This window comes from Streptomyces sp. NPDC050315 (assembly GCF_040655775.1).
Lineage (GTDB): Bacteria > Actinomycetota > Actinomycetes > Streptomycetales > Streptomycetaceae > Streptomyces.
This window is the reverse complement of record NZ_JBFAKN010000003.1, coordinates 329,173-348,046: the sequence shown is the minus strand read 5'-3', so window position 1 is coordinate 348,046 and position 18,874 is coordinate 329,173. Positions and strand designations below refer to the sequence as shown.

Annotated in this window: 20 protein-coding genes; 14 read left to right on the top strand and 6 right to left on the bottom strand. The window is 73.1% G+C overall.

Features of this window, described 5'->3' with window-relative positions; translation table 11 throughout:
• Positions 1-54 precede the first annotated feature (54 nt).
• Together AB0I82_RS12835 and AB0I82_RS12830 are read right to left on the bottom strand one after the other, a co-directional pair.
• Positions 55-1,122 (bottom strand): acyl-CoA desaturase, encoded by a 1,068-nt coding sequence (locus AB0I82_RS12835; protein ID WP_363257237.1) that lies wholly within the window; start codon positions 1,120-1,122, stop codon positions 55-57.
• A 37-nt stretch (positions 1,123-1,159) separates the two neighbouring features.
• On the bottom strand, positions 1,160-2,158 hold the full coding sequence (locus AB0I82_RS12830; protein ID WP_363257236.1) for a DUF2156 domain-containing protein: 999 nt from the start codon (positions 2,156-2,158) through the stop codon (positions 1,160-1,162).
• A gap of 192 nt (positions 2,159-2,350) precedes the next feature.
• On the opposite strand from AB0I82_RS12830, the gene AB0I82_RS12825 reads away from it, so the two are divergent.
• Genes AB0I82_RS12825 through AB0I82_RS12785 form a run of 9 tightly spaced genes read left to right on the top strand, consistent with a single transcriptional unit; the run spans position 2,351 to position 10,651 of the window.
• Entirely contained in the window at positions 2,351-3,301 is a 951-nt protein-coding gene (locus tag AB0I82_RS12825) for a diacylglycerol kinase family protein (protein WP_363257235.1), read from the top strand.
• A gap of 2 nt (positions 3,302-3,303) precedes the next feature.
• Positions 3,304-4,815 (top strand): MmgE/PrpD family protein, encoded by a 1,512-nt coding sequence (locus tag AB0I82_RS12820; RefSeq protein ID WP_363257234.1) that lies wholly within the window; start codon positions 3,304-3,306, stop codon positions 4,813-4,815.
• Positions 4,812-6,092: an aminotransferase class III-fold pyridoxal phosphate-dependent enzyme gene (locus tag AB0I82_RS12815; RefSeq protein ID WP_363257233.1), complete on the top strand. Its 1,281-nt coding sequence runs from the start codon at positions 4,812-4,814 to the stop codon at positions 6,090-6,092. Before AB0I82_RS12820 ends, AB0I82_RS12815 begins: the two co-directional genes overlap by 4 nt.
• Before the next feature lie 5 nt (positions 6,093-6,097).
• Positions 6,098-6,601 (top strand): SRPBCC family protein, encoded by a 504-nt coding sequence (locus AB0I82_RS12810; RefSeq protein ID WP_363257232.1) that lies wholly within the window; start codon positions 6,098-6,100, stop codon positions 6,599-6,601.
• Positions 6,602-6,604: 3 nt separating this feature from the next.
• Complete coding sequence (locus AB0I82_RS12805) at positions 6,605-7,141, top strand: hypothetical protein (RefSeq protein WP_363257231.1); 537 nt, start codon at positions 6,605-6,607, stop codon at positions 7,139-7,141.
• A complete protein-coding gene (locus AB0I82_RS12800) occupies positions 7,134-8,141 on the top strand; it encodes a VlmB-like protein (protein ID WP_363257230.1) in 1,008 nt (335 codons plus the stop codon). The genes AB0I82_RS12805 and AB0I82_RS12800 overlap by 8 nt, the downstream gene beginning before the upstream one ends.
• Positions 8,138-9,157 (top strand): beta-ketoacyl-ACP synthase III, encoded by a 1,020-nt coding sequence (locus AB0I82_RS12795; RefSeq protein WP_363257229.1) that lies wholly within the window; start codon positions 8,138-8,140, stop codon positions 9,155-9,157. Before AB0I82_RS12800 ends, AB0I82_RS12795 begins: the two co-directional genes overlap by 4 nt.
• Positions 9,158-9,200: 43 nt before the next feature.
• Positions 9,201-9,431 carry a phosphopantetheine-binding protein gene (locus AB0I82_RS12790; protein WP_363257228.1) on the top strand — a complete coding sequence of 77 codons (231 nt, stop codon included), beginning with the start codon at positions 9,201-9,203 and terminating at the stop codon, positions 9,429-9,431.
• The gene (locus tag AB0I82_RS12785; RefSeq protein WP_363257227.1) at positions 9,431-10,651 is read left to right on the top strand and encodes a beta-ketoacyl-[acyl-carrier-protein] synthase family protein; all 1,221 of its coding nucleotides are present in this window, start codon (positions 9,431-9,433) and stop codon (positions 10,649-10,651) included. Before AB0I82_RS12790 ends, AB0I82_RS12785 begins: the two co-directional genes overlap by 1 nt.
• A 63-nt stretch (positions 10,652-10,714) precedes the next feature.
• On the opposite strand, the gene AB0I82_RS12780 is transcribed toward AB0I82_RS12785, so the two are convergent.
• Positions 10,715-11,509 carry an AfsR/SARP family transcriptional regulator gene (locus AB0I82_RS12780; RefSeq protein ID WP_363257226.1) on the bottom strand — a complete coding sequence of 265 codons (795 nt, stop codon included), beginning with the start codon at positions 11,507-11,509 and terminating at the stop codon, positions 10,715-10,717.
• A gap of 238 nt (positions 11,510-11,747) precedes the next feature.
• Between AB0I82_RS12780 and AB0I82_RS12775 the strand changes: the two genes are divergently transcribed.
• Both AB0I82_RS12775 and AB0I82_RS12770 read left to right on the top strand, forming a co-directional pair.
• Positions 11,748-12,371 carry a maleylpyruvate isomerase family mycothiol-dependent enzyme gene (locus AB0I82_RS12775; protein WP_363257225.1) on the top strand — a complete coding sequence of 208 codons (624 nt, stop codon included), beginning with the start codon at positions 11,748-11,750 and terminating at the stop codon, positions 12,369-12,371.
• A gap of 55 nt (positions 12,372-12,426) precedes the next feature.
• Positions 12,427-12,849, top strand: coding sequence for a PaaI family thioesterase (locus tag AB0I82_RS12770; RefSeq protein ID WP_363257224.1), 423 nt, complete (start codon positions 12,427-12,429; stop codon positions 12,847-12,849).
• Between the two features lie 10 nt (positions 12,850-12,859).
• On the opposite strand, the gene AB0I82_RS12765 is transcribed toward AB0I82_RS12770, so the two are convergent.
• Complete coding sequence (locus AB0I82_RS12765; RefSeq protein WP_363257223.1) at positions 12,860-13,786, bottom strand: fumarylacetoacetate hydrolase family protein; 927 nt, start codon at positions 13,784-13,786, stop codon at positions 12,860-12,862.
• Entirely contained in the window at positions 13,761-15,074 is a 1,314-nt protein-coding gene (locus AB0I82_RS12760) for an MFS transporter (RefSeq protein ID WP_363257222.1), read from the bottom strand. Before AB0I82_RS12760 ends, AB0I82_RS12765 begins: the two co-directional genes overlap by 26 nt.
• A 170-nt stretch (positions 15,075-15,244) precedes the next feature.
• Here AB0I82_RS12760 and AB0I82_RS12755 point away from each other — a divergent pair, with 170 nt between their 5' ends.
• Together AB0I82_RS12755 and AB0I82_RS12750 are read left to right on the top strand one after the other, a co-directional pair.
• A complete protein-coding gene (locus AB0I82_RS12755) occupies positions 15,245-16,567 on the top strand; it encodes an enolase C-terminal domain-like protein (protein ID WP_363257221.1) in 1,323 nt (440 codons plus the stop codon).
• Between the two features lie 5 nt (positions 16,568-16,572).
• Positions 16,573-17,322 (top strand): FadR/GntR family transcriptional regulator, encoded by a 750-nt coding sequence (locus AB0I82_RS12750; RefSeq protein ID WP_363257220.1) that lies wholly within the window; start codon positions 16,573-16,575, stop codon positions 17,320-17,322.
• A 24-nt stretch (positions 17,323-17,346) separates the two neighbouring features.
• Here the strand turns inward: AB0I82_RS12750 and AB0I82_RS12745 are convergent, their stop codons facing one another.
• Positions 17,347-17,565 carry a hypothetical protein gene (locus AB0I82_RS12745; RefSeq protein ID WP_030261471.1) on the bottom strand — a complete coding sequence of 73 codons (219 nt, stop codon included), beginning with the start codon at positions 17,563-17,565 and terminating at the stop codon, positions 17,347-17,349.
• Positions 17,566-17,768: 203 nt separating this feature from the next.
• On the opposite strand from AB0I82_RS12745, the gene AB0I82_RS12740 reads away from it, so the two are divergent.
• Complete coding sequence (locus AB0I82_RS12740; RefSeq protein WP_363257219.1) at positions 17,769-18,716, top strand: hypothetical protein; 948 nt, start codon at positions 17,769-17,771, stop codon at positions 18,714-18,716.
• Positions 18,717-18,874: the final 158 nt, after the last annotated feature.

Genomic DNA, 18,874 nt, shown 5'->3' with positions numbered 1-18,874 from the left:
GCCTTCCGCACGGCCGTCGGCCGCCCCCCCCCGCACGGGGAGGGCGGCCGGCCTTTACGCGCCCCGGCGGTGCCGCCCCGCCCGGGCGTGCTCCGCCCGTATCGGGGCGCTGACCTCGTCCAGGAACGACGCGACCTCCCGGTAGGACGCGACGAGGCCCACCTCCCGGTACGGCAGGCCGCGCGCCGCGCAGTACGCGCGTACGATCCGCCGGCACCGGCCGAGGCTCCGCTGCGGCATCGCCGGGAACAGGTGGTGCTCGACCTGGTAGTTCAGGCCCCCGTAGAGGAAGTCGATCAGGACCGAGGGCCGGATGTTGCGGGAGGTCAGCACCTGCCGCTCCAGCCAGTCCAGCGACTCCTCCGCACCGTCGCGGATCTCCATTCCCTTGTGGTTGGGCGCGAAGACCAGCCCGAGGTACACGCCGGTCACGGCCTGGTGGACGAGCAGGAACACCAGGGCCTGCAACGGCGGCAGCACCAGCAGCAGGGCGCCGAGGAAGACGGCGAGGCGGACCAGCATCAGGCCGCCCTCCAGGACGGGACGCCGCACGCCCCGGCGCGCCACCGCCAGCACGGATGTCTTCTGGATCTTGTACGCCTCCAGGACGAGCAGCACGAAGAAGAGCACGGCCTGGTGGCGCACGATGAACCGCTGCCGGGCGTTCCTGCGCGCGTACTGCTTGGCGTGGAAGACGGCCGTACGGCGGGCGATGTCCGGGTCGCGGTCGAGGTGGTTGGGGTGACTGTGGTGGCGGTTGTGGTGGCCCACCCACCAGCCGTAGCTGATCCCGTTGACCAGGTTCATATGGATCAGCCCGACGGCCGTGGCCGCGCGCTTGTCGCGGAACATCGCCTTGTGACCGGCGTCGTGGCCCATGAACGCGCACTGCACGGAGCACACCGCCAGATACGCGGCGACGAGCGGCTGGTACCAGGAGTCGCCGAGGAGGAGGAACGCCACCAGTCCCGCGGCGAACAATTCTGCGTTCAGCGCCAGCCGCCAGAGGTAGTAACGCGGCCGCAGCTTGAGCAGGCCCGCCTCCCTGACCTGCTGGAAGAGCTCGGTGAAGGGCGCGGCCGCGGGATGCGCGCCGGAAGGGTACGGGGATACGTAGGTCATGCCGATGGCCTCCAGGGATGTCGGTGACGGCACAGGGCTAGAGCGCGTTGGCCGCCCGGAAGACGTGGATCAGGGACCTGACCGAGGCCCGCCCGCAAAAAGCGATGTACTCCGGAGTCACCGCGTCCGGCGCCCACTTCTCCTTGTAGGCGAGCTGGCTGCGCGCGGGATAGACGGCCCCGCCGCGCTCCCACAGCTTGCCCACCAGCCACCGGAACGCCGGGCTGTGACCGGGGACCTCCCACGCGGGATCGAGCCCGGTGAACGGGGTGAAGCCGAAGTGCAGCCAGCGCGCGCCCTCGCCGCGGAACACCTCGATCGCATGGCTGTTGACGGCCTCCGCCACCCCCGGCGGACCGTCGGGCCGGCGGCGGCTCAGATCGTGCAGCCAGCCGGAACGGCTGCCGTAGACCGGCGAGTACGAGATGTACCCGGCCAGTTCGCCGTCGATCAGGCCGACGAACAGCCGGCGGTGCCGCTGCGCCGCGCCCCCGTGCTGGCCCACCAGGAACTCCAGCGGCCGGGCGTGCTTCCCCTTGCCCGCGAGCCAGCGCGTGTCCAGCTCCCGCAGCGCCCCGGCGTACTCGTCGGCCCCGGCCTCCCGCACGGTCAGGCCGCTGCGCAGCGCCCGCGAGATCTTGTTCCGGAGCCGGACGAAGCGGGAGCCGCGCAGGCTGAAGTCCGCCAGGTCCACCGCGTAGGACGCGCCGATCTGGTTGACGGTGAACCCCTGCTCCGCATACCGCACGGCATCGGCCCGCTGCAGCTGGATGCCGACCAGCCGCAGCCGCTGCCGCCGCGCGTACCCGGTGAATTCGCCGAGCAGCCGGGAATAGTCCTCGGCCGGCGCGAAAGGCCCGCCGAACTGGACCAGACAGCGCCCGGTACGCCGATGGACGATCACGCCTTGCGCGGTCGGAGAAGTGAAGTAGCGGTTCCCTTCGTTGAGGGCGAGAAAGGCGCTCGGATTGCCGGATTGCGTATATGCACGGATGGCGTGGTGGGCCGGAGACGCCGGGGCTGATTCGGTGGTCATGCGTCCATTCCTCCGGGCGTGCGCAGTGGACGGGCCGACGTCCGAGTAGAGCAGCGCGGAACGGGCGCGACAAGTAATTCCCGAGCCGGGAAAGGGAAATTGCGCGGCTGTCAGTGCGGTGTCAGGGGACTATCAGGAAGGCGTCCGGCGGAGGTCAGGAAAGGGTCAGCGCAATAGGACAGGCTGTTTTCCGTGGATCCCTCACCGCTGCGCGCCCTCATCGTCGCCAACCCGGCAGCCGGCAGCTGCTCCGCCGAGCTGGTCGAACTCCTCGCGTCCCGCTGCCGGGAACGGCTGGGGCCGGTGGCCGTGCACCGCACGACCGGCCCCGGCGACGCCACGGACGCCGTGCACCGCGCGCTGACCAAGGAACCCGCCGGACGCCGCCCCGACCTGGTGGTGGCGGTCGGCGGGGACGGCACGGCGCACGAGACGGCCGAGGGAATGCTCCGGCAGAGCGGCGACGGCCCCCGGGTCGCGCTGCTCATGATCCCCGCGGGCAGCGCCAACTCCGGGTACCGGATGTACTGGCAGGACCGCCCGTGGCAGGACGCGCTGGACATGGTGCTGGAAGGCAACGGCGAGGTGCGCCGGATCGACCTCGCCCGGCTCGCCGAGACCGGCACCCATGTGTTCCTCGGCTCCTGCACGGGACTGGGCGCCGAGATCCTCTCGGCGGCCGGCGCGGCGCCCGGCAGCGGCCGGGCCCGCTACGCACGCCTGCTGGCCGAGGCCGCCGCCCGCTACCGCCCCTACCCGGGCCGGGTCACCGTCGACGGCACCGTACTGGCCGAGGGCCCCACCGTCCTGGCCGGCGTCGGCGGCGGGCGCTACCGCGCAGGCCAGTACCTCCTGCTGCCCCGCTCCGAGCCGGACGACGGCCTGCTGGACGTCTGCGTCGTCGGCGGCCGGACCGACCCGGCCCGCATCCCCGAACTCACCCGGGACGGCAGCCACCTGGACCTGCCCGGCACGGCCTACGGCCGCGGGCGGCGCATCGTCCTGGAACGGCTGGACGGCGAACGGCTCGTCCTGGAGCACGACGGCGAGCTGCGCGACCGCATCGGGACCACCGCCACCTTCGACGTGCTGCCGGGCGCGCTGCCGGTCTGGGCCGCGCCCCGCGCACAGCGGAAGGGGTGACGATGACTCTCCTGTCCGAACTCGGCGCCTGGGCGGCGCGGCTCACCCCCGACGCGATACCGGAGCGCGTGCTGCGCCGCGCGGCGAGCCAGGTGCTGTCCCAGCTCGGCGCCGTCCGCGCGGGCGCCGCACATCCGCTCGGCCGGCGCCTGACCGCCGCCTTCGGGCCGCCGCTGCAGAGCGATCCGCGGCAGGCGGCGAGCGTGCTGGCCGCCCTCGGCTCCTTCCTCAACCTCGACGACACGGCGTACGCGGGCCACCTGTCCAGCTCCACCGTCGCCGTGCCGCTCGCCTACGCCCGTGCCCGGCGGCTCGACGGCCCCGCGCTGCTCACCGCCGTGGTCGCGGCCAACGAATGCGCCGCCCGGATCACCGCGGCGGCGACCCTGGGCCCGCTCCGCGGCCAGACCGCGCTCCACTCCCACCTCGCGGGCGCGGTCGCCGGCCGGCTGCACTGCGAAGGCGCACCGCCCGACCGCTGGACCGACGCGCTCGGCCTGGCGTACGCACAGCCGCCCTGGCCCCTGATGCGGGCGTTCCTCGCCAGCGATGCCCGCCTCCTGCACGCCTTCGGCCCGGTCCGTACCGGCATGGACGCCTGCGACGCGGCCGCCGCCGGGCTCAGCGGCGCCCCCGACCTGCTGGAGCACCCGGACGGCTTCCTCGCCCGGTTCGCGACCGTGCCGCTGCCCGAGGCGGTCACCGCGGGGCTCGGGACGCGCTGGCACACCGAGACGTTCTCGTACAAGCTGCACCCCGGCGGGCCCGGCATCGACGCGGCCGTGGACTGCGCGCTGGACCTCCACCACGACCTGGGCGCCCCGGACGAGGAAGAACTCGCCGCGGTACTCGACGACGTGCTCGTGGAGGCGTCCCTCTACACGGTCCTCGCCGGGCAGCGGGCGCGCCGCTACCTCGACGGGCCCGGTAGGCCGCTCGGCGCCCTGGTACTGGACATCGGCCACCCGGTGGCCACCGCGCTGCTCACCGGGCGGCTGACCGTCGCCGACCTGGAACCGCCGGCCGCCGACGACCCCGTGCGCCGGGGAGCGGCTGCAAAGGTACGGCTCCGGCACGACCCCGCGCTGACGCGCCAACTCCTCGCATCCGAGGCGCCGTTCGGTGAGGCGCTGCGGCAGGCGGGCCCCGCGGGCACGGCATGGCTGCGGGAATTCGGTGGCGACGACCTCGTCCGGCTCGCGGGCGAACCGGCCCCGCCCGCCCAGGACTTCACCCCCGCCGCCAAGGCCACCGGCGCGCGGGTGACCGTCCGCCTCACCGACGGCCGCACCGCCGTGCGCGAGCTGCTGATCCCGTACGGCGCGGCGGGCCCGCACACCCGCACCCACCACGCCGACCTCGTACGCGGCAAGTTCCGCGCGCTCGGCGGGCCGCAGCACGTCGCCGACGCACTGCCCCGGCTGCCGAAGATGGGCGCGGCCGAACTGCGCGCGTGGACCGAAGCGGCCCTGCATCCCGATCCGGCCGACGACCTGGAGGAACAACGCCCGTGAACGCCCCGGCGGAACCCTGTACCGGTACGGATGCGGAGATCCTCCGCCTGTACCGGGCCCACCTGAGCAAGGGCCGCGCGACCGTGGCCGAACTCTTCGGCGGCCGGATGGAGGTGGCCTCCTCCGGCGCCTGGCTGACCACCAGCGACGGCGAGCGGTACCTCAACTGCGGCGGCTACGGCGTGTTCCTCATGGGCGCCCGGCACCCCGTCGTCATGGAGGAGGTGCGCCGCCAGCTCGACGTGCACCCCGTCGCCACCCGCATCCTGCTGGAGCCGGCCGCGGCGCGCGCCGCCGAGGCACTGACCGCGGTGGCCCCGCCGGGCCTGGACCGGGTGCACTTCTCGCTCTCCGGCACCGAGGCGGTCGAGACCGCGCTGAAGCTGGCCCGCGCGAACGGCAGGCGCAAGGTCGTCGCCACGCACCTGGGCTACCACGGCAAGACGCTCGGCGCCCTGTCGGTCTCCGGCAAGGACGTCTATCAGCGGCCGTTCCGGCCCCTGCTGTCCGGCGTCACCCACATCCCGTACGGGGACGCCGACCTCCTGGAGAAGGAGCTGGCCGACAGCCCCGGCGAGGTCTGCGTGATCGTCGAACCGGTGCAGGGCGAGGGCGGCGTGATCATCCCGCCGGACGGTTACCTCCGCCGGGTCGGCGAACTGTGCCGCCAGTACGGCGGGTTCTTCGTCCTGGACGAGGTGCAGACCGGCCTCGGCCGGCTCGGCGCCTGGTGGGGCGCCGACGCCGCCGGGGTGGTGCCGGACGTGCTGCTCGCGGGCAAGGCGCTGGGCGGCGGCGTCGTCCCGGTCTCCGCCACGCTCGCCACCCGCGAGGCGTTCCGGCCGTTCGACAAGGACCCCTACCTGCACACCGGGACGTTCTCCGGCGCCCCGCTCCTCATGGCCGCCGTACAGGGTGCGATCCGGGCCGTACGGGAGGACGACCTCGTCCCGCGCGCCGCCGCGCTCGGTGCCCGGCTGCTGCCGCGGATCGCCGAAATCGCCACCCGCAACGTCCCCGGGCTCGTCACCGCGGTGCGCGGCCGCGGCCTGCTCATCGGCGTGGAGCTGGCCGAGGCCGGCCTCGCGGGCGAGCTGCTGATCGAACTCTTCAACCACGGAGTGGTGGCCAACCACTCGATGAACGGCAGCAGCGTGGTGCGGTTCACCCCGCCCGCCGTGCTCACCGACGCGGACGTGGAACACCTCCTGGCCGCCTTCGACGCGGCCACCCGCGACCTGGTCGAGCACGCTGCCCGGATGCCGGAAAGGCGGTAGCCGACATGCGGCACGTGATCGTGGAAGCACTGATTCCCGATGTCTCCGCGGAGGACGTCTTCGACGCCGTCCTGCGGTTCGAGCGCTATCCGGAACTGACCCCGCACGTGCGCTCCACCGTGGTGCACACCGGACCGCCGCACCCAAGTGGCAGCTCCAGCTGGGAGCTGTACTTCCGCAGCGGACTGCTGCGCTGGACGGAGCGCGAGACCTACGACCGGGAGCGGCTGTACATCGCCTTCCGGCAGACCGACGGCGACTTCGACGAGCTGTCCGGCACCTGGGACCTGCGGCAGACCGGCGCGGACTGCGCCCTGCGCTTCGACGCCGACTTCGACTTCGGCATCCCCAGCATGGCGGGCATCCTCGACCCGATCGCCGCCCGCGTCATCGAGGAGACCGTCGCCTGGGCGGTCAACGGGATGTTCCCGGGCGTCCGGCTCGGCACCGGGGCCCCGGACGGGAAGCCGCAGGAGCAGGCGGCCCAGCGGCTCGGCGCGGGGGAGTGACCGGTGGACCAGGCCAACCCCTTCGAGACCCGCACCACCTTCCGGCTGCACCGCGCCGAGTACTTGGCCGGACTCGCCGTCACCATCGTCCTGATCGTCCTGCACTTCGACGAGATCCGCTGGCTCCCGGCGCTCCTGCTGTTCGCGTACATCGACGTCATCGGCTATCTGCCCGGCGCCCTCGCCTACCGCCGCAGCCCCGACAAGCGCATCTCCAAGGTCTACTACGTCCTCTACAACACCATGCACAGCCTGCTCACCGCCGGTGCCGTCGCGGCACTGTGGTGCTGGCTGGTGCGCCCCGAATGGGCTCTGCTGGCGCTGCCGCTCCATCTGTTCGGCGACCGCGGCCTGTTCGGCAACTTCCTCAAGCCCTTCGCCCTGCCCTTCGAGCCCGTACCCGAACCGCTGTACCGGCGACTGGCCGACGCCCTGCGGACCCGGAGCGCGGCAGCCCGGGTGCCGGCCCCGGCAGCCGTGCCGGCGCCGGCCGGCGGGGCGCTCCGCACCCACCACAGGAGGACACTCAGCGATGACTGACGCCCCCATCAACGCAGCGGACTGGGACACGGCCCCCGGACTCCTCGACGGCGCCAAGACCCTCGACCTCACCGCCGAGCAGTGTGACCTCGCGTACTGGCTCCGCCACGTCGCCCAGGGCACCCTGCGCGGCCGCGCCGTCACCGGACACGCCGAGCAGGCGCCGGTACCCCCGTACATGAAGGAGCCCGGCCCGCTCCGCGAGGCCCTCATCCTCGAACTCGGCTTCCGCTCCGTGGCCGAGGAGATGGCCACCCGCGCGCTCGGGTACTACGTCGCCCACGCCCCCGGCATCGCCGAGCTGGAGTTCTACGCCACGCAGCTGCTGGACGAGGCGCGGCACGCCCGGGTGTTCCGCCGGCACCTCGTGGAACTCGGCCTGCCCGCCGACACGTTGGTGCGCGACATCCGGCAAGCGGCCGGTGACTACCGCGCTCGCGTGCTCGACCCGATCGAGCGGTTCTGCCTGGAAGTCGTCCGCGACCGCGCCGACTTCGCGGGCGGCGTCGCCGTCTTCACGATCATCATCGAGGGCGTCCTCGCGCCCGCCGCCGAGCTCAGCGAGCGCAAGTGGGACCGGCTCGACCCGGCCGCCGGGGAGATCTCCCGCGGCGCGGCGATCGACGAGATCCGCCACCTGGCCGTCGGCAGTTCGATTCTCCGCGACCACCTGGCCGCCCACCCCGAGTACCGGCCGCGCCTCCTGGACATCCTGCGCGACGGCCGGAAGCTGTGGGACGAGGTGCCCGACAGCGAGTTCGTGCTCGCCCGCGAAGAGCTCTTCCAGGAGGGCATGCGGCAGCACGCGGACCTGATCGGCGACTACGAGGTCTGGCCGGGCCGCCGGCTGCTCGACACCACCCCCGAGGAGCGGTACGCCACGGCGGAACGCTGGACGGACGAGATGGCCCGGGTCCGCCTGGCCCAGATGGGCCTGCCGGAGGCCATCGCGATACTCGGCGACGAGGAGGGCCAGGACCAGGGCGAGGGGGCGCGGTGACGGGCGGTCCCGCGGTCCCCGCCGCGGTGCTGGCCGGAGTGGGCGGATACCTGCCGCCCGATGTGGTGACCAACGACGACCTCAGCGCCCGCCTGGACACCTCCGACGCCTGGATCCGCTCCCGCACCGGGATCGCCGAGCGACACGTCGCGCCGCGCGGCACGGCCACCTCGGACCTCGCCGTCGCGGCCGGGCGGCAGGCCCTGCGCTCGGCCGGCTCACCCGCCATCGACGCCGTACTGCTCGCCACCATGACCCCCGACCACCCGTCACCGGCCACCGCGCCGGAGGTCGCCACCCGCCTCGGCCTCGGGAACGTCGCGGCCTTCGACATCACCGCGATGTGCGCGGGCTTCGTCTACGGGCTCGGCGTCGCCGCCGGACTGATCGCCGGACGCGCCGCCGAGCACGTCCTGGTCATCGGCGCCGAAGTGCTCACCACCGTCGTCGACCCGAGCGACCGCGCCCTGGCGGTGCTCTTGGCCGACGGCGCCGGCGCGGTGGTCCTGCGGGCCGGCACACCCGACGAACCGGGCGCGCTCGGCCGGGTCGTCCTCGGCAGCGACGGGACCCGCGGCGAGCTGCTGCGGATCGCCGGCGGCGGCTCCCGGGAGCGGCAGAGCGGCCGGCCGCCCGCACCGGGCGGGGAGTACCTGCGCATGCAGGGCCGGGAGATCTTCCGGCAGGCGGTGGAGCGGATGACGGAGTCCTCGCGCAGCGCGCTGGAGGCCGCCGACTGGAAGTCCGGCGATGTCGACCACCTCGTGGCGCACCAGGCCAACGCCCGCATCCTGGCCGCGCTCGGCGCCGAACTCGACATCCCCGCCGAGCGGCAGCTGACCAACATCGCGCACACCGGCAACACCAGCGCCGCCTCCGTCCCGCTGGTACTGGCCGAGGCCGGCGCGGACGGCCGGCTCCGGCCCGGCGACCGGCTCCTGCTGACCGCGTTCGGCGGCGGCCTCACCTGGGGCGCGACCACGCTCGTATGGCCGGACGTGCGGCCCGGACGCTGACGGCACCGCCGCCCCCCATCCGTACACGACCCCGAGGAGCACCATGTTCGAGCAGCTCAAGGAAATCCTCGCCGGCAAGCTCCAGGTGCCGGCCGAACTGATCACCATGGAGGCCACCCCCGAGGCCATCGAGCTGGACTCCTTGGCCACCGTCGAACTCTCCCTCGTCCTGGACAAGGAACTCGGCATCAAGATCAGCGACGACACGCTGGCCGAGGCCCGCACCGTCGGCGACATCGTCCGGCTGATGGAGGAGCGGGGGGTGGCCCTCTGATGCCGGTCGCCGAAGCGGCCGTCACCGGCATCGGACTGGTGACGCCGGCGGGCATCGGGACCGGGGCGAACTGGGAAACGGTGTGCGCCCCGAAGCCCGCCGCGGCCCTGGACGCGGAGCTGGACGGCATACCGGTACGGCTCTCCTGCCGCGTACCGGACTTCGATGCGGCCGCGCTCCTGGGGGCGCGGCGCGCCCACCGCCTGGACCGCGCGGCACAGTTCGCGCTGGTGGCCGTGCGCGAGGCGCTCGCCGACGCGGGCCTGGACCCCGCCGAGTGGGACGGCACCCGGGTCGGCGTCGTCCTCGGGAGCGGGCTGGGCGGGCCCGCCACCGCGGAGCGCGCACACCAAGTGCTGCGCGAGGAGGGCGCGCAATGGGTCTCGCCGCTCCTGATGGCGATGCACCCGGTCGGCATGCTCGCGGGCCAGGTGGCGATCGAGTGCGGCGCCCGCGGCCCCAACCTCGTGGTGAGCACCGCCTGCACCTCGGGCACCGCCGCGATCGGCGTGGCCAGGGACCTGCTCGCGCTCGGCCGCTGCGACATCGTGCTGACCGGCGGCGCCGAGGCACCCGTCACTCCGCTCACCATCGCCGGATTCGCGCAGATGGGCGCCCTTTCGCGGCGCCATCACGACCCGGCGGGTGCCTCCCGCCCGTTCGACGCGGACCGCGACGGCTTCGTGGCGGGGGAGGGGGCCGGGCTGCTGGTACTGGAGCGCCCCGCACACGCACGGGCCCGCGGAGCGCGCGTGCGCGCCCGCATCGTCGGGTACGGCGGCTCCGCCGACGCCCACCACATCACCGCGCCGCACCCCGAAGGCCGGGGGATCGAGGCCGCGATGCGGGACGCGCTCGCCGACGCGGACGCGTCCCCGGACGCGGTCGCGCACGTCAACGCCCACGGCACGTCGACACCCATGAACGACCTCACCGAGGCCGAGGTGGTGCGCCGAGTCCTGCCGGGCGGCCCGCTGGTGACCTCGACCAAGGGCGTCACCGGGCACCTGATCGGCGCGGCCGGGGCGGTGGAGGCCGCCTACACCGTGCTCGCGGTCGAACACGGCATGGTGCCGCCGACCGCCAACCTGGACCGGCCCGACCCCCGCATCGACCTCGACCTCGCCACCGCCCCCACCCGCCGCCGCCTCGGCCTGGCGCTCAGCAACTCCATCGGCTTCGGCGGCCAGAACGCGGTACTGGCGGTGGCCGCGGCCTAGGCAGCGAGAGGGCGGCCCGGCACCGACCGGGCCGCCCCTCAACCGCCGTACAAATAAAGGCCTTTACAGGACAGGCGTGTCGTCCTGGCGCAGGATCGCCCGCTCCAGAGCACGTAACTCCCGCCCCGGCTCCAGGCCCAGTTCCGCCGCGAGGTGGTGGCGGGCCCGTTGGTAGGACGCCAGCGCCTCCGCCTGCCGGCCCGACCGGTACAGCGCCGTCATCAGGTAGCCGCTCAGCCGCTCGTTCAGCGGATGCTCGCCCACCAGGCCGGTCAGCTCGTGCACCAACGCCCGGTGCCGGCCCAGCCGCAGCTCCAGTTCGATCCGCTGCTCGGCCGCCGCGATCCGCTCCTCCTCCAGCTGCGCCGCCGCCCTGTCCACCGCGTCGCCCTGGAGGCCTTCCAGCGCGCGCCCGCGCCACAGGTCGAGCGCGGCCCGGTACAGCACGGTGGCCTGCTCGGTGTGTCCGCGTGCCGCCGCCCGGCCGGCGGCCGCCACCTGCTGCCGGAAGACCGCGACGTCCAGGTCGCCGGGCTCGGTGTGCAGTACGTAGCCGTGCGCCCGGGTCTCGATCCGGCAGCCGTCGCGCACCGCGTCGGCCAGCCGGTGCCGCAGCTGCGAGATGCAGATGTGGACCTGGCCGCGCGCGGTGGGCGGCGGCTGCTGGCCCCAGACCGCTTCGATCAGTCCCGGCACCGGGACGACCCGGTCCGCGCTGAGCAGCAAGGTGGCCAGGATCAGTTTCTGCCGGATCGCCCGCAGCGGCAGCGGGGATGGTCCCGTTCCCACCTCCAGTGGCCCGAGGAGACGGAAGTGCGGCTGGTCGGTGTGTCGGGGGCAAGGGACGGAACGGGACATGGACCTTCTCCGTGGCATGAGTGCGTGGGGATGCCGTGTTTCTGGACCATGCGCACGCTAGACGCTTCGCCAATTCCGGCTCAAGACGGTCGATTCGGTACAGGACAACATAAGCCAACCGCGGTACCGAGGTTAGGGGGCCCGACCCGCAGGCGCGCTGTCAGCGGGGTGTCAGCGCGCGGTCAGCGGCGGCCCGCACAATGACCGCGGCCACAGGACCGGCCGGAAAGCGAGGACCATGGTGCGGCTGCCCGTCGAACAGGAACTGCGCCAGGAGCGCGCCCACTTGCTCGAAACCCTGGAAAGCCTGACCGACGCCGAGTTCGACGGCGCCAGTACCCTGTGCGCCGGCTGGGCGCCGCGCGACATCCTCGCCCATCTGATCGGCACGGACCGGCTCGGCGACTACCTCGCCAAGGGCATGTGGATCGACCGGGCGAACGCCGCGCAGGTACGCAGGGGCCGGGCCATGAGCCGCGCGGAGCTGACGGCCGCCGGGCGACGCTGGGCCGCCCGCCCCTCGCTCTTCGGCCGCTGCGCCGCCGCCTTCCTCCTCGGCGACACCGCCGTCCACCACCAGGACGTACTGCGCGGGCTCGGCCGCACCCGGACGCTGCCGCGCACCGTCGAACGCGCCGTCTTCCAGGAAGGCGTCCTGCTCAGCTTCGAACACAACCGGCGCCTGCTGCGTTATCGGGTGGTGCCCACCACCGCGGGTCTGCCCGCACTCGGCCGCGGCCCCGAGGTGCGGGGCACGGCCGAAGCGCTCGGCATGTGGCTGGGCGGGCGGGACGCGGTGACCGAAGAGCTCGAATTCACCTCGGTACAGGGGCGGTTGTGCCCGGCACCCGTTACGATCTGAGGCCCACTCGGCTCAATGCTCGAAGGCGACGCCCGGGAGAATGGAGTCCGACGCCATGACCGTCCGGCCCGCGTACACCACCGACCAGCTGCTGGAATCCATGCCGCTCGCCGTCACCCTGGGCGTCCGGCTCGACGCCGCCGAACCGGCCGAGGTGGTGGGACACCTGGACCACTCGGCCGCGCTGACGACGCTCGGCGGCGCCCTGCACGGCGGCGCGCTGATGACCCTGGCCGACTCCGTCGGCGCGGTCTGCGCCTTCCTCAACCTGCCGCCGGACGCCACCACCACGACCCTGGAATCCAAGACCAACTTCCTGCGCGCCGTCCGCGAGGGCACGGTCCGGGCGACGGCGCGCCCGCTGCACACCGGCCGGACCAGCATCGTCGTACAGACCGACCTGCACGACGACCGCGGCCGGCACCTCGCCCAGACCACCCAGACCCAGGCGGTGCTCCCGGCCCGGCCGCGGGACTGAGAACCGCCGCTCACCCCCTCCGGTGCGCGAGCCGGGCCCACGGGTCGGCGAGCGCGTCGCCCAGCCAGTCCAGCGCCGCCCGCCCGGTGCGGACCGGGTTGGCCAGCCGCCCCACGCCGTCGATGACGATCTCCACCACATCGCCGTCCGCCAGCGTGAAGTCCAGCTCCGGCACGATGCCGGTGCCGGTCGAGAGCACCGCGCCGTCCGGGAAAGGCTGGCCGTGGAAGAGATGGCGTACCAGGCCCTGCGGGGTGCGGTGGAAGGCGGCGGTGGAGGTGGTGGCCTCGTAGGCGGGCGCGCCGTCCCGGTGCACGGTCATGGCGATCTTCAGGGCCGACGGGTCGCCGATCTCCCACGCGGGCACGATGCCCGCCGAGAGGGCCGTACTGCCTGCGTAGATCTTGGCCTGCGGCAGGTACAGCGGGTTCTCGCCCTCGATGGAGCGGGAGCTGACATCGTCGGCGACGAGGTAACCGACGGTCTCGGCGTGCCGGTTCAGGACGAGCGCCAGCTCCGGCTCGGGGACGTTCAGCGCGGAGTCGTCCCGTACGGCGATCGGCTCGCCGTCGGTCACCACGCGCCAGGGCACGGACTTGAAGAACAGCTCGGGCCGCTCGGCGTCGTAGATCCGCTCGTACACCGACTGCTCGGTGCTCTCGGCGATCCGCGCCTCCCGCGAGCGCTCGTACGTCACCCCGGCCGCCCACACCTCCGTCAGCCCGTCCACCGGCGGCAGCAGCAGGGCCTCGGACGTGTCGGCAGCCGGCTCGCGCGCCGCCGTCTCCTCGGCGAGCGCCCGCAGTTCGGCGACGGTGCGGTGCAGCAGCTCGGCGAGGCGCGGCGCGCCGGGGAAGACGCGGAGGGCGCCGGCGTCGTCCGCGAGTCCGGTGCGGACCATGCCTGTGGTGTCAGCGAAGCGCACGATGCGGGTCATCGAGAGTCCTCTCTTCGTGTTCGGGTTTGCGGAGGCCGGCCCAGCGGAAGCCGGTGACGACCGCGGCGCCGGCGGCGACGATCAGGGCGACGGCGTACAGGCCGGTGGCGCCGGAGCCGGTGGACGACTCGACGACGCCCATGACGTACGGGCCGAGGAAGCCGCCGAGGTTGCCGAAGCCGGAGATCAGCGCGATCGTGCCGGCCATCTGGACGCCGGTGAGGATCGTCGGCGGCACGGTCCAGAAGACCGGCTGGGCGCCCAGGAATCCGAACGCGGCGACGCACAGCGCGGCGACCGCCCAGACCGGCGGCAGCAGCGCCCCGCCGACCAGGCCGGCCGCGGTGAGAATCAGGGCGAGCCGGAGCGGGCCGCGCCGGTTGCCGCTGCGGTCCGAGAGCCACGGCAGGATCAGCACGCCGAGCAGCGCGAAGACCCAGGGCAGCGCCGAGACGAAGCCGATGCCGACATCGTCCAGGCCGCCGATCCGGCCGACCAGCGCGGGCAGCCAGAACGTCACCCCGTACACACCGATCTGGATCGCGAAGTACACGAACATCAGGCGCAGTACGCGGCTGTCGCCGACGATCTCGCGGATGCGGCGCGGCGGACGCGCGTCCTCCGTCGGGCGGTCCGCCTCGATGCGCGCGATCAGCAGCGCCTTCTCCTCGGCGGTCAGCCAGCGCGCGTCCGCGGGGCGGTCGGTGAGCAGCCACGGCACGGCGAGCGCCAGCAGGACGGTGGGCGCGCCCTCCAGCAGGAACATCCACTGCCAGCCGTCCAGTCCGGCCATGCCGTGCAGCCCGATGAGCCAGCCGCCGACCGGGTTGCCGATGATGCTCGCAATGGCCACGGCGGACTGGAACATGCCGGTCGCCTTCCCGCGGTCGGCGGCGGGGAACCAGTAGGTGAGATAGAGGATCACGCCGGGGAAGAAGCCGGCCTCGGCGGCGCCGAGCAGGAAGCGCAGCACGTAGAAGCCGGTGGGGCTGGAGGTCAGCGCCATCGCGCAGGACAGCAGGCCCCAGACGAACATCAGCGCGGCGAGCCAGCGGCGGGCGCCCCAGCGGTGCAGTACGAGATTCGAGGGCACGCCGAGCAGCGCGTATCCGACGAAGAAGACGCCGGCGCCGAAGCCGTACGCGGCCGCGTCGATCCCGGCGTCGGTGGCGAGGTGTGTCTTGACGAGCGCGACGTTCGTGCGGTCGAGGAAGCTGAGCACGAACATCAGGAAGAGGGGTGGGAGTAGCCGCCTGGCTACTTTGCGGCGTACGGTCTCCGCGGTCATCGGACCTCCGGTACAGGGAGAGACATCTGACCGCTGGACCGTAGAGGGCACGCATCGGACGGGCAATACTCCGAACACCGGGAATTTTTCTCGGCGAAACATCTGGCCGCTGCCGCAGACATCTGACATCTTGGGCCGCGCCGCTACCCACGGACAAGGAGTGAGCGCCGATGACGCCCGCCCGTATCGTCGACGTCGAGACCATCGATGTCCGCTTTCCCACCTCCCAGGACCTCGACGGCTCCGACGCCATGAACGAGGCCCCCGACTACTCGGCCGCGTACGTCGTACTGAAGGCCGACGGGCCCGACGCCCCCGAAGGCCACGGCTTCACCTTCACCATCGGGCGCGGCAACGACCTCGCCGTCCAGGCCGCCCGCGCGATCGGCGAGCGCACGCTCGGCATGACCGTCGAGGAGATCACCGGCGACCTCGGCGCGTTCTCCCGCCATCTGCTCGGCGACAGCCAACTGCGCTGGCTGGGCCCGGACAAGGGCGCCATCCACCTCGGCACCGCCGCCGTCGTCAACGCCGCCTGGGACCTGGCCGCCAAGCAGGCCGGCAAGCCGGTCTGGAAGCTGCTCGCCGACATGACGCCCCAACAGATCGTCGGCCTGGTCGACTGGCGCTACCTCAAGGACGCGCTCACCCCCGAGGACGCGCTGACGATGCTTCAGGAACGCGCGCCAGGCCGGGCCGAGCGCGAGGCGTACGTACGGGAACACGGCTACCCCGCCTACACCACCAGCGCCGGCTGGCTCGGCTACGACGACGACAAGCTCGCCCGGCTCTGCCAGGAGGCCGTCGACGCGGGCTGGGACTCCGTCAAGCTCAAGGTCGGCGCGGACCTGAAGGACGACATCCGGCGCTGCCGCATCGCCCGCTCCATCATCGGCCCGGACCGCCGCCTGATGATCGACGCCAATCAGACCCTCGGCGTCGACGAGGCCATCGCCTGGGCCAAGGCGCTGGAGGAGTTCGACATCTGGTGGTTCGAGGAGCCCACCAGCCCCGACGACATCCTCGGCCACGCCGCCATCGCCCGGCAGATCGGCCCCACCCACGTCGCCACCGGCGAACACGCCCACAACGCCGTGATGTTCAAACAGTTCCTGCAGGCCGACGCGATCGGCATCTGCCAGATCGACGCCTGCCGGCTCGGCGGCGTCAACGAGGCCGTCGCCGCCCTGCTGCTGGCCGCCGCGCACGGCGTACCGGTCTGCCCGCACGCCGGCGGCGTCGGCCTGTGCGAACTCGTCCAGCACCTCTCGCTCTTCGACTACATCGCCGTCAGCGGCTCGATGGAGAACCGCGTCATCGAGTACGTCGACCACCTCCACGAGCACTTCCACGACCCGGTCCGCGTCCGCGGCTCGCGCTACCTCGTCCCCGAAGCCCCCGGCTACAGCGCGCAGATCCGCCGGGAGACGCTGGCGGCGTACCGCTACCCGGACGGCCCGGTCTGGAGCGGCCGCGGCCGGGTGGCATCCTGACGTCCATGCCCACCAAGAGAGAACGGCCGGGCCGCGGCGACGGGACCGGCGCCGGCGGCAGCGTCGTCGACGAGGCGATCGGCCGGCTGCGCAAGCGCATCGAGAGCGGCGAGTTCGCGCCCGGCCACCGCCTCCCCCCGGAGGCGGTGCTCGCCGCCGAACTGGAGCTGTCCCGCCCCTCGCTCCGCGAGGCGGTCCGCGCGCTGGCCATGGCAGGGGTGCTGGACGTACGGCGCGGAGACGGCACGTTCGTCACCGACCTGCACCCCGAGCGACTGCTCAGCGCCCTCGGCAGCTTCCTGGACCTGGCCCAGGACACCGGCCTGGAGGAGATGCTGGAGTGCCGCAAGGTACTGGAACCCGGCGCCACCGCGCTCGCGGCCACCCGCATCGACGACGCCGCGCTGGACGGCCTGCTGGAGCGCATCGAACGGATGCGGACCCTGCAGGACCCCGAGGAACTGGTACGCGAGGACCTCGCCTTCCACGCGGACATCGTCGCCGCGGCCGGCAACCGCACCCTGTCGTCCCTGGTCTCCTCCGTCACCCAGCGGACCGCCCGGGCCCGCATCTGGCGGGCGCTGGTCAAGTCCGACGTGCTCTCCTGGACCCACCAGCAGCACATGGACATCTACGCCGCGCTGCGCGCCCGCGACAGCCTGGCGGCCTTCACGGCGGCCGGCCGCCATGTGGGTGACGTGGAGCTGTGGGTACGCGAACGCCTCGACCCGCTCAGAGAGCGGCCGGAGCGCTGAGAAGTACGGCCCGGTGCGCCGTACTCAGACGTCCCGCGGCCAGTAGTCCAGATCGCCGCCCCGCCACTCGATGAGCGTGGGATCGGCCAGCGGGATCTCGTCGGCGTCGGACAGCCCGGCCCGGCGCAGGAACTCCGCGACGTCCCCGCGGCCGTGGGCGAGGCCGACGATCTGGCCGTGAATGGTCACCCGCCGCCCCCCGGCGGTGGGCGGATACACGATCACCGGCGGATGTGTGGTCATACCCCCAGGCTGTCTCGCCGCCGCCCGCCGCGCATCCCGAAGCCCCGAATCCGCCGGTACCGATGCCCGCCGGTGCGTCCCGGACGTACTCCGGGACGTACCGTCGAACGTGCTCCGGACGGCGGGCACGCACGGTCGAAGGTGCCCCGGCCAACGGCTACGATCGGCGCATTCGTGGCTGTCGCCGGGAGGAAGAGCGAGAGATGGGCCTGTTCCGCCGCGGACCGAAGCGGGATCCGCGCGACACCCCGCGCGATGAGGAGTTCGCGTTCTTCTCCGACCGGGAGGGCGGTATCTTCCGGGGCCAGGTGCGGGCGGCCTTCGCCGAGCAGGGCCTGGAGGTCACGGTGTACGCCGGCATGGTCGCCGACTCGGCGGGCCGGCAGTTCGGCCTCGGCAACCTCGCCGCCGTCTGCCACCGCGACCGCCGCGGCGAGCGCGCCTGGCCCGCGCTCGTCCGGGACCACGTCGGCAAGGTCCTCCGTACGATGGACGGCCCGCAGCCCATGGAGACGATGCCCGAGGACGAGATCCGGGCCCGGCTCTACCCCCGCGTCGTCGCCGAGGACTCCCTCCCCGCCTCCGACTCCTTCCGGTACGCGCGTCCGCTCGCCCCCGGCCTGCGCGAGGTCCTCGCACTCGACCTGCCCGAAGCCGTGCAGATACTCGGCGAGGACTCGCTGCTGGACATCGGGGACGTCGCCGAGCTGCGCATCCGGGCGCTGAACAACCTCCGGGCGCTGCCGGTGGAGGGGCACGAGACGGTCCGCCGCGGCGACGGCTCGGCCTTCGACGTCGTACTGGGCGACTCCTTCTTCACCGCCAGCCGGGTGCTGGTCCTCGACGAGCTGGTCGAGCGGCTGACCGGCGCGCCGCTGACGCCCGACGGGGCGCTGGTCGCGCTGCCCTTCCGGCACCAGCTGGCCTTCCACTGCATCCACGACGCCCAGGTCGTACCGGCGCTGCAGGCGATGGCGCAGTTCGCCGCCGCCGGGCACGAGGACTCGGCCGGCGCGATCACGCCGAACGTCTTCTGGTGGCGCCAGGGCACGATGACCCGGCTGAGCGAGCCGGACGGGGACGGGCTGCGGGTCGTCGTCGACGAGGACTTCCAGACCATGCTGGAACGGCTGGTCCAGGACGAGGCGTAGGGGGCCCGGGTCCGGGTCCCGGCAGGGCGTCCGACGGCATTGGTGAGGCCCCGCACACGGGGGATGATGCGGGGCCTCACTCAGTACAACGGCCGGACCCGCCAAGAGGTTCCGTCCTGCCGAAGAATTCCGCGAATAAATCTAAGGGTGGCGCTACG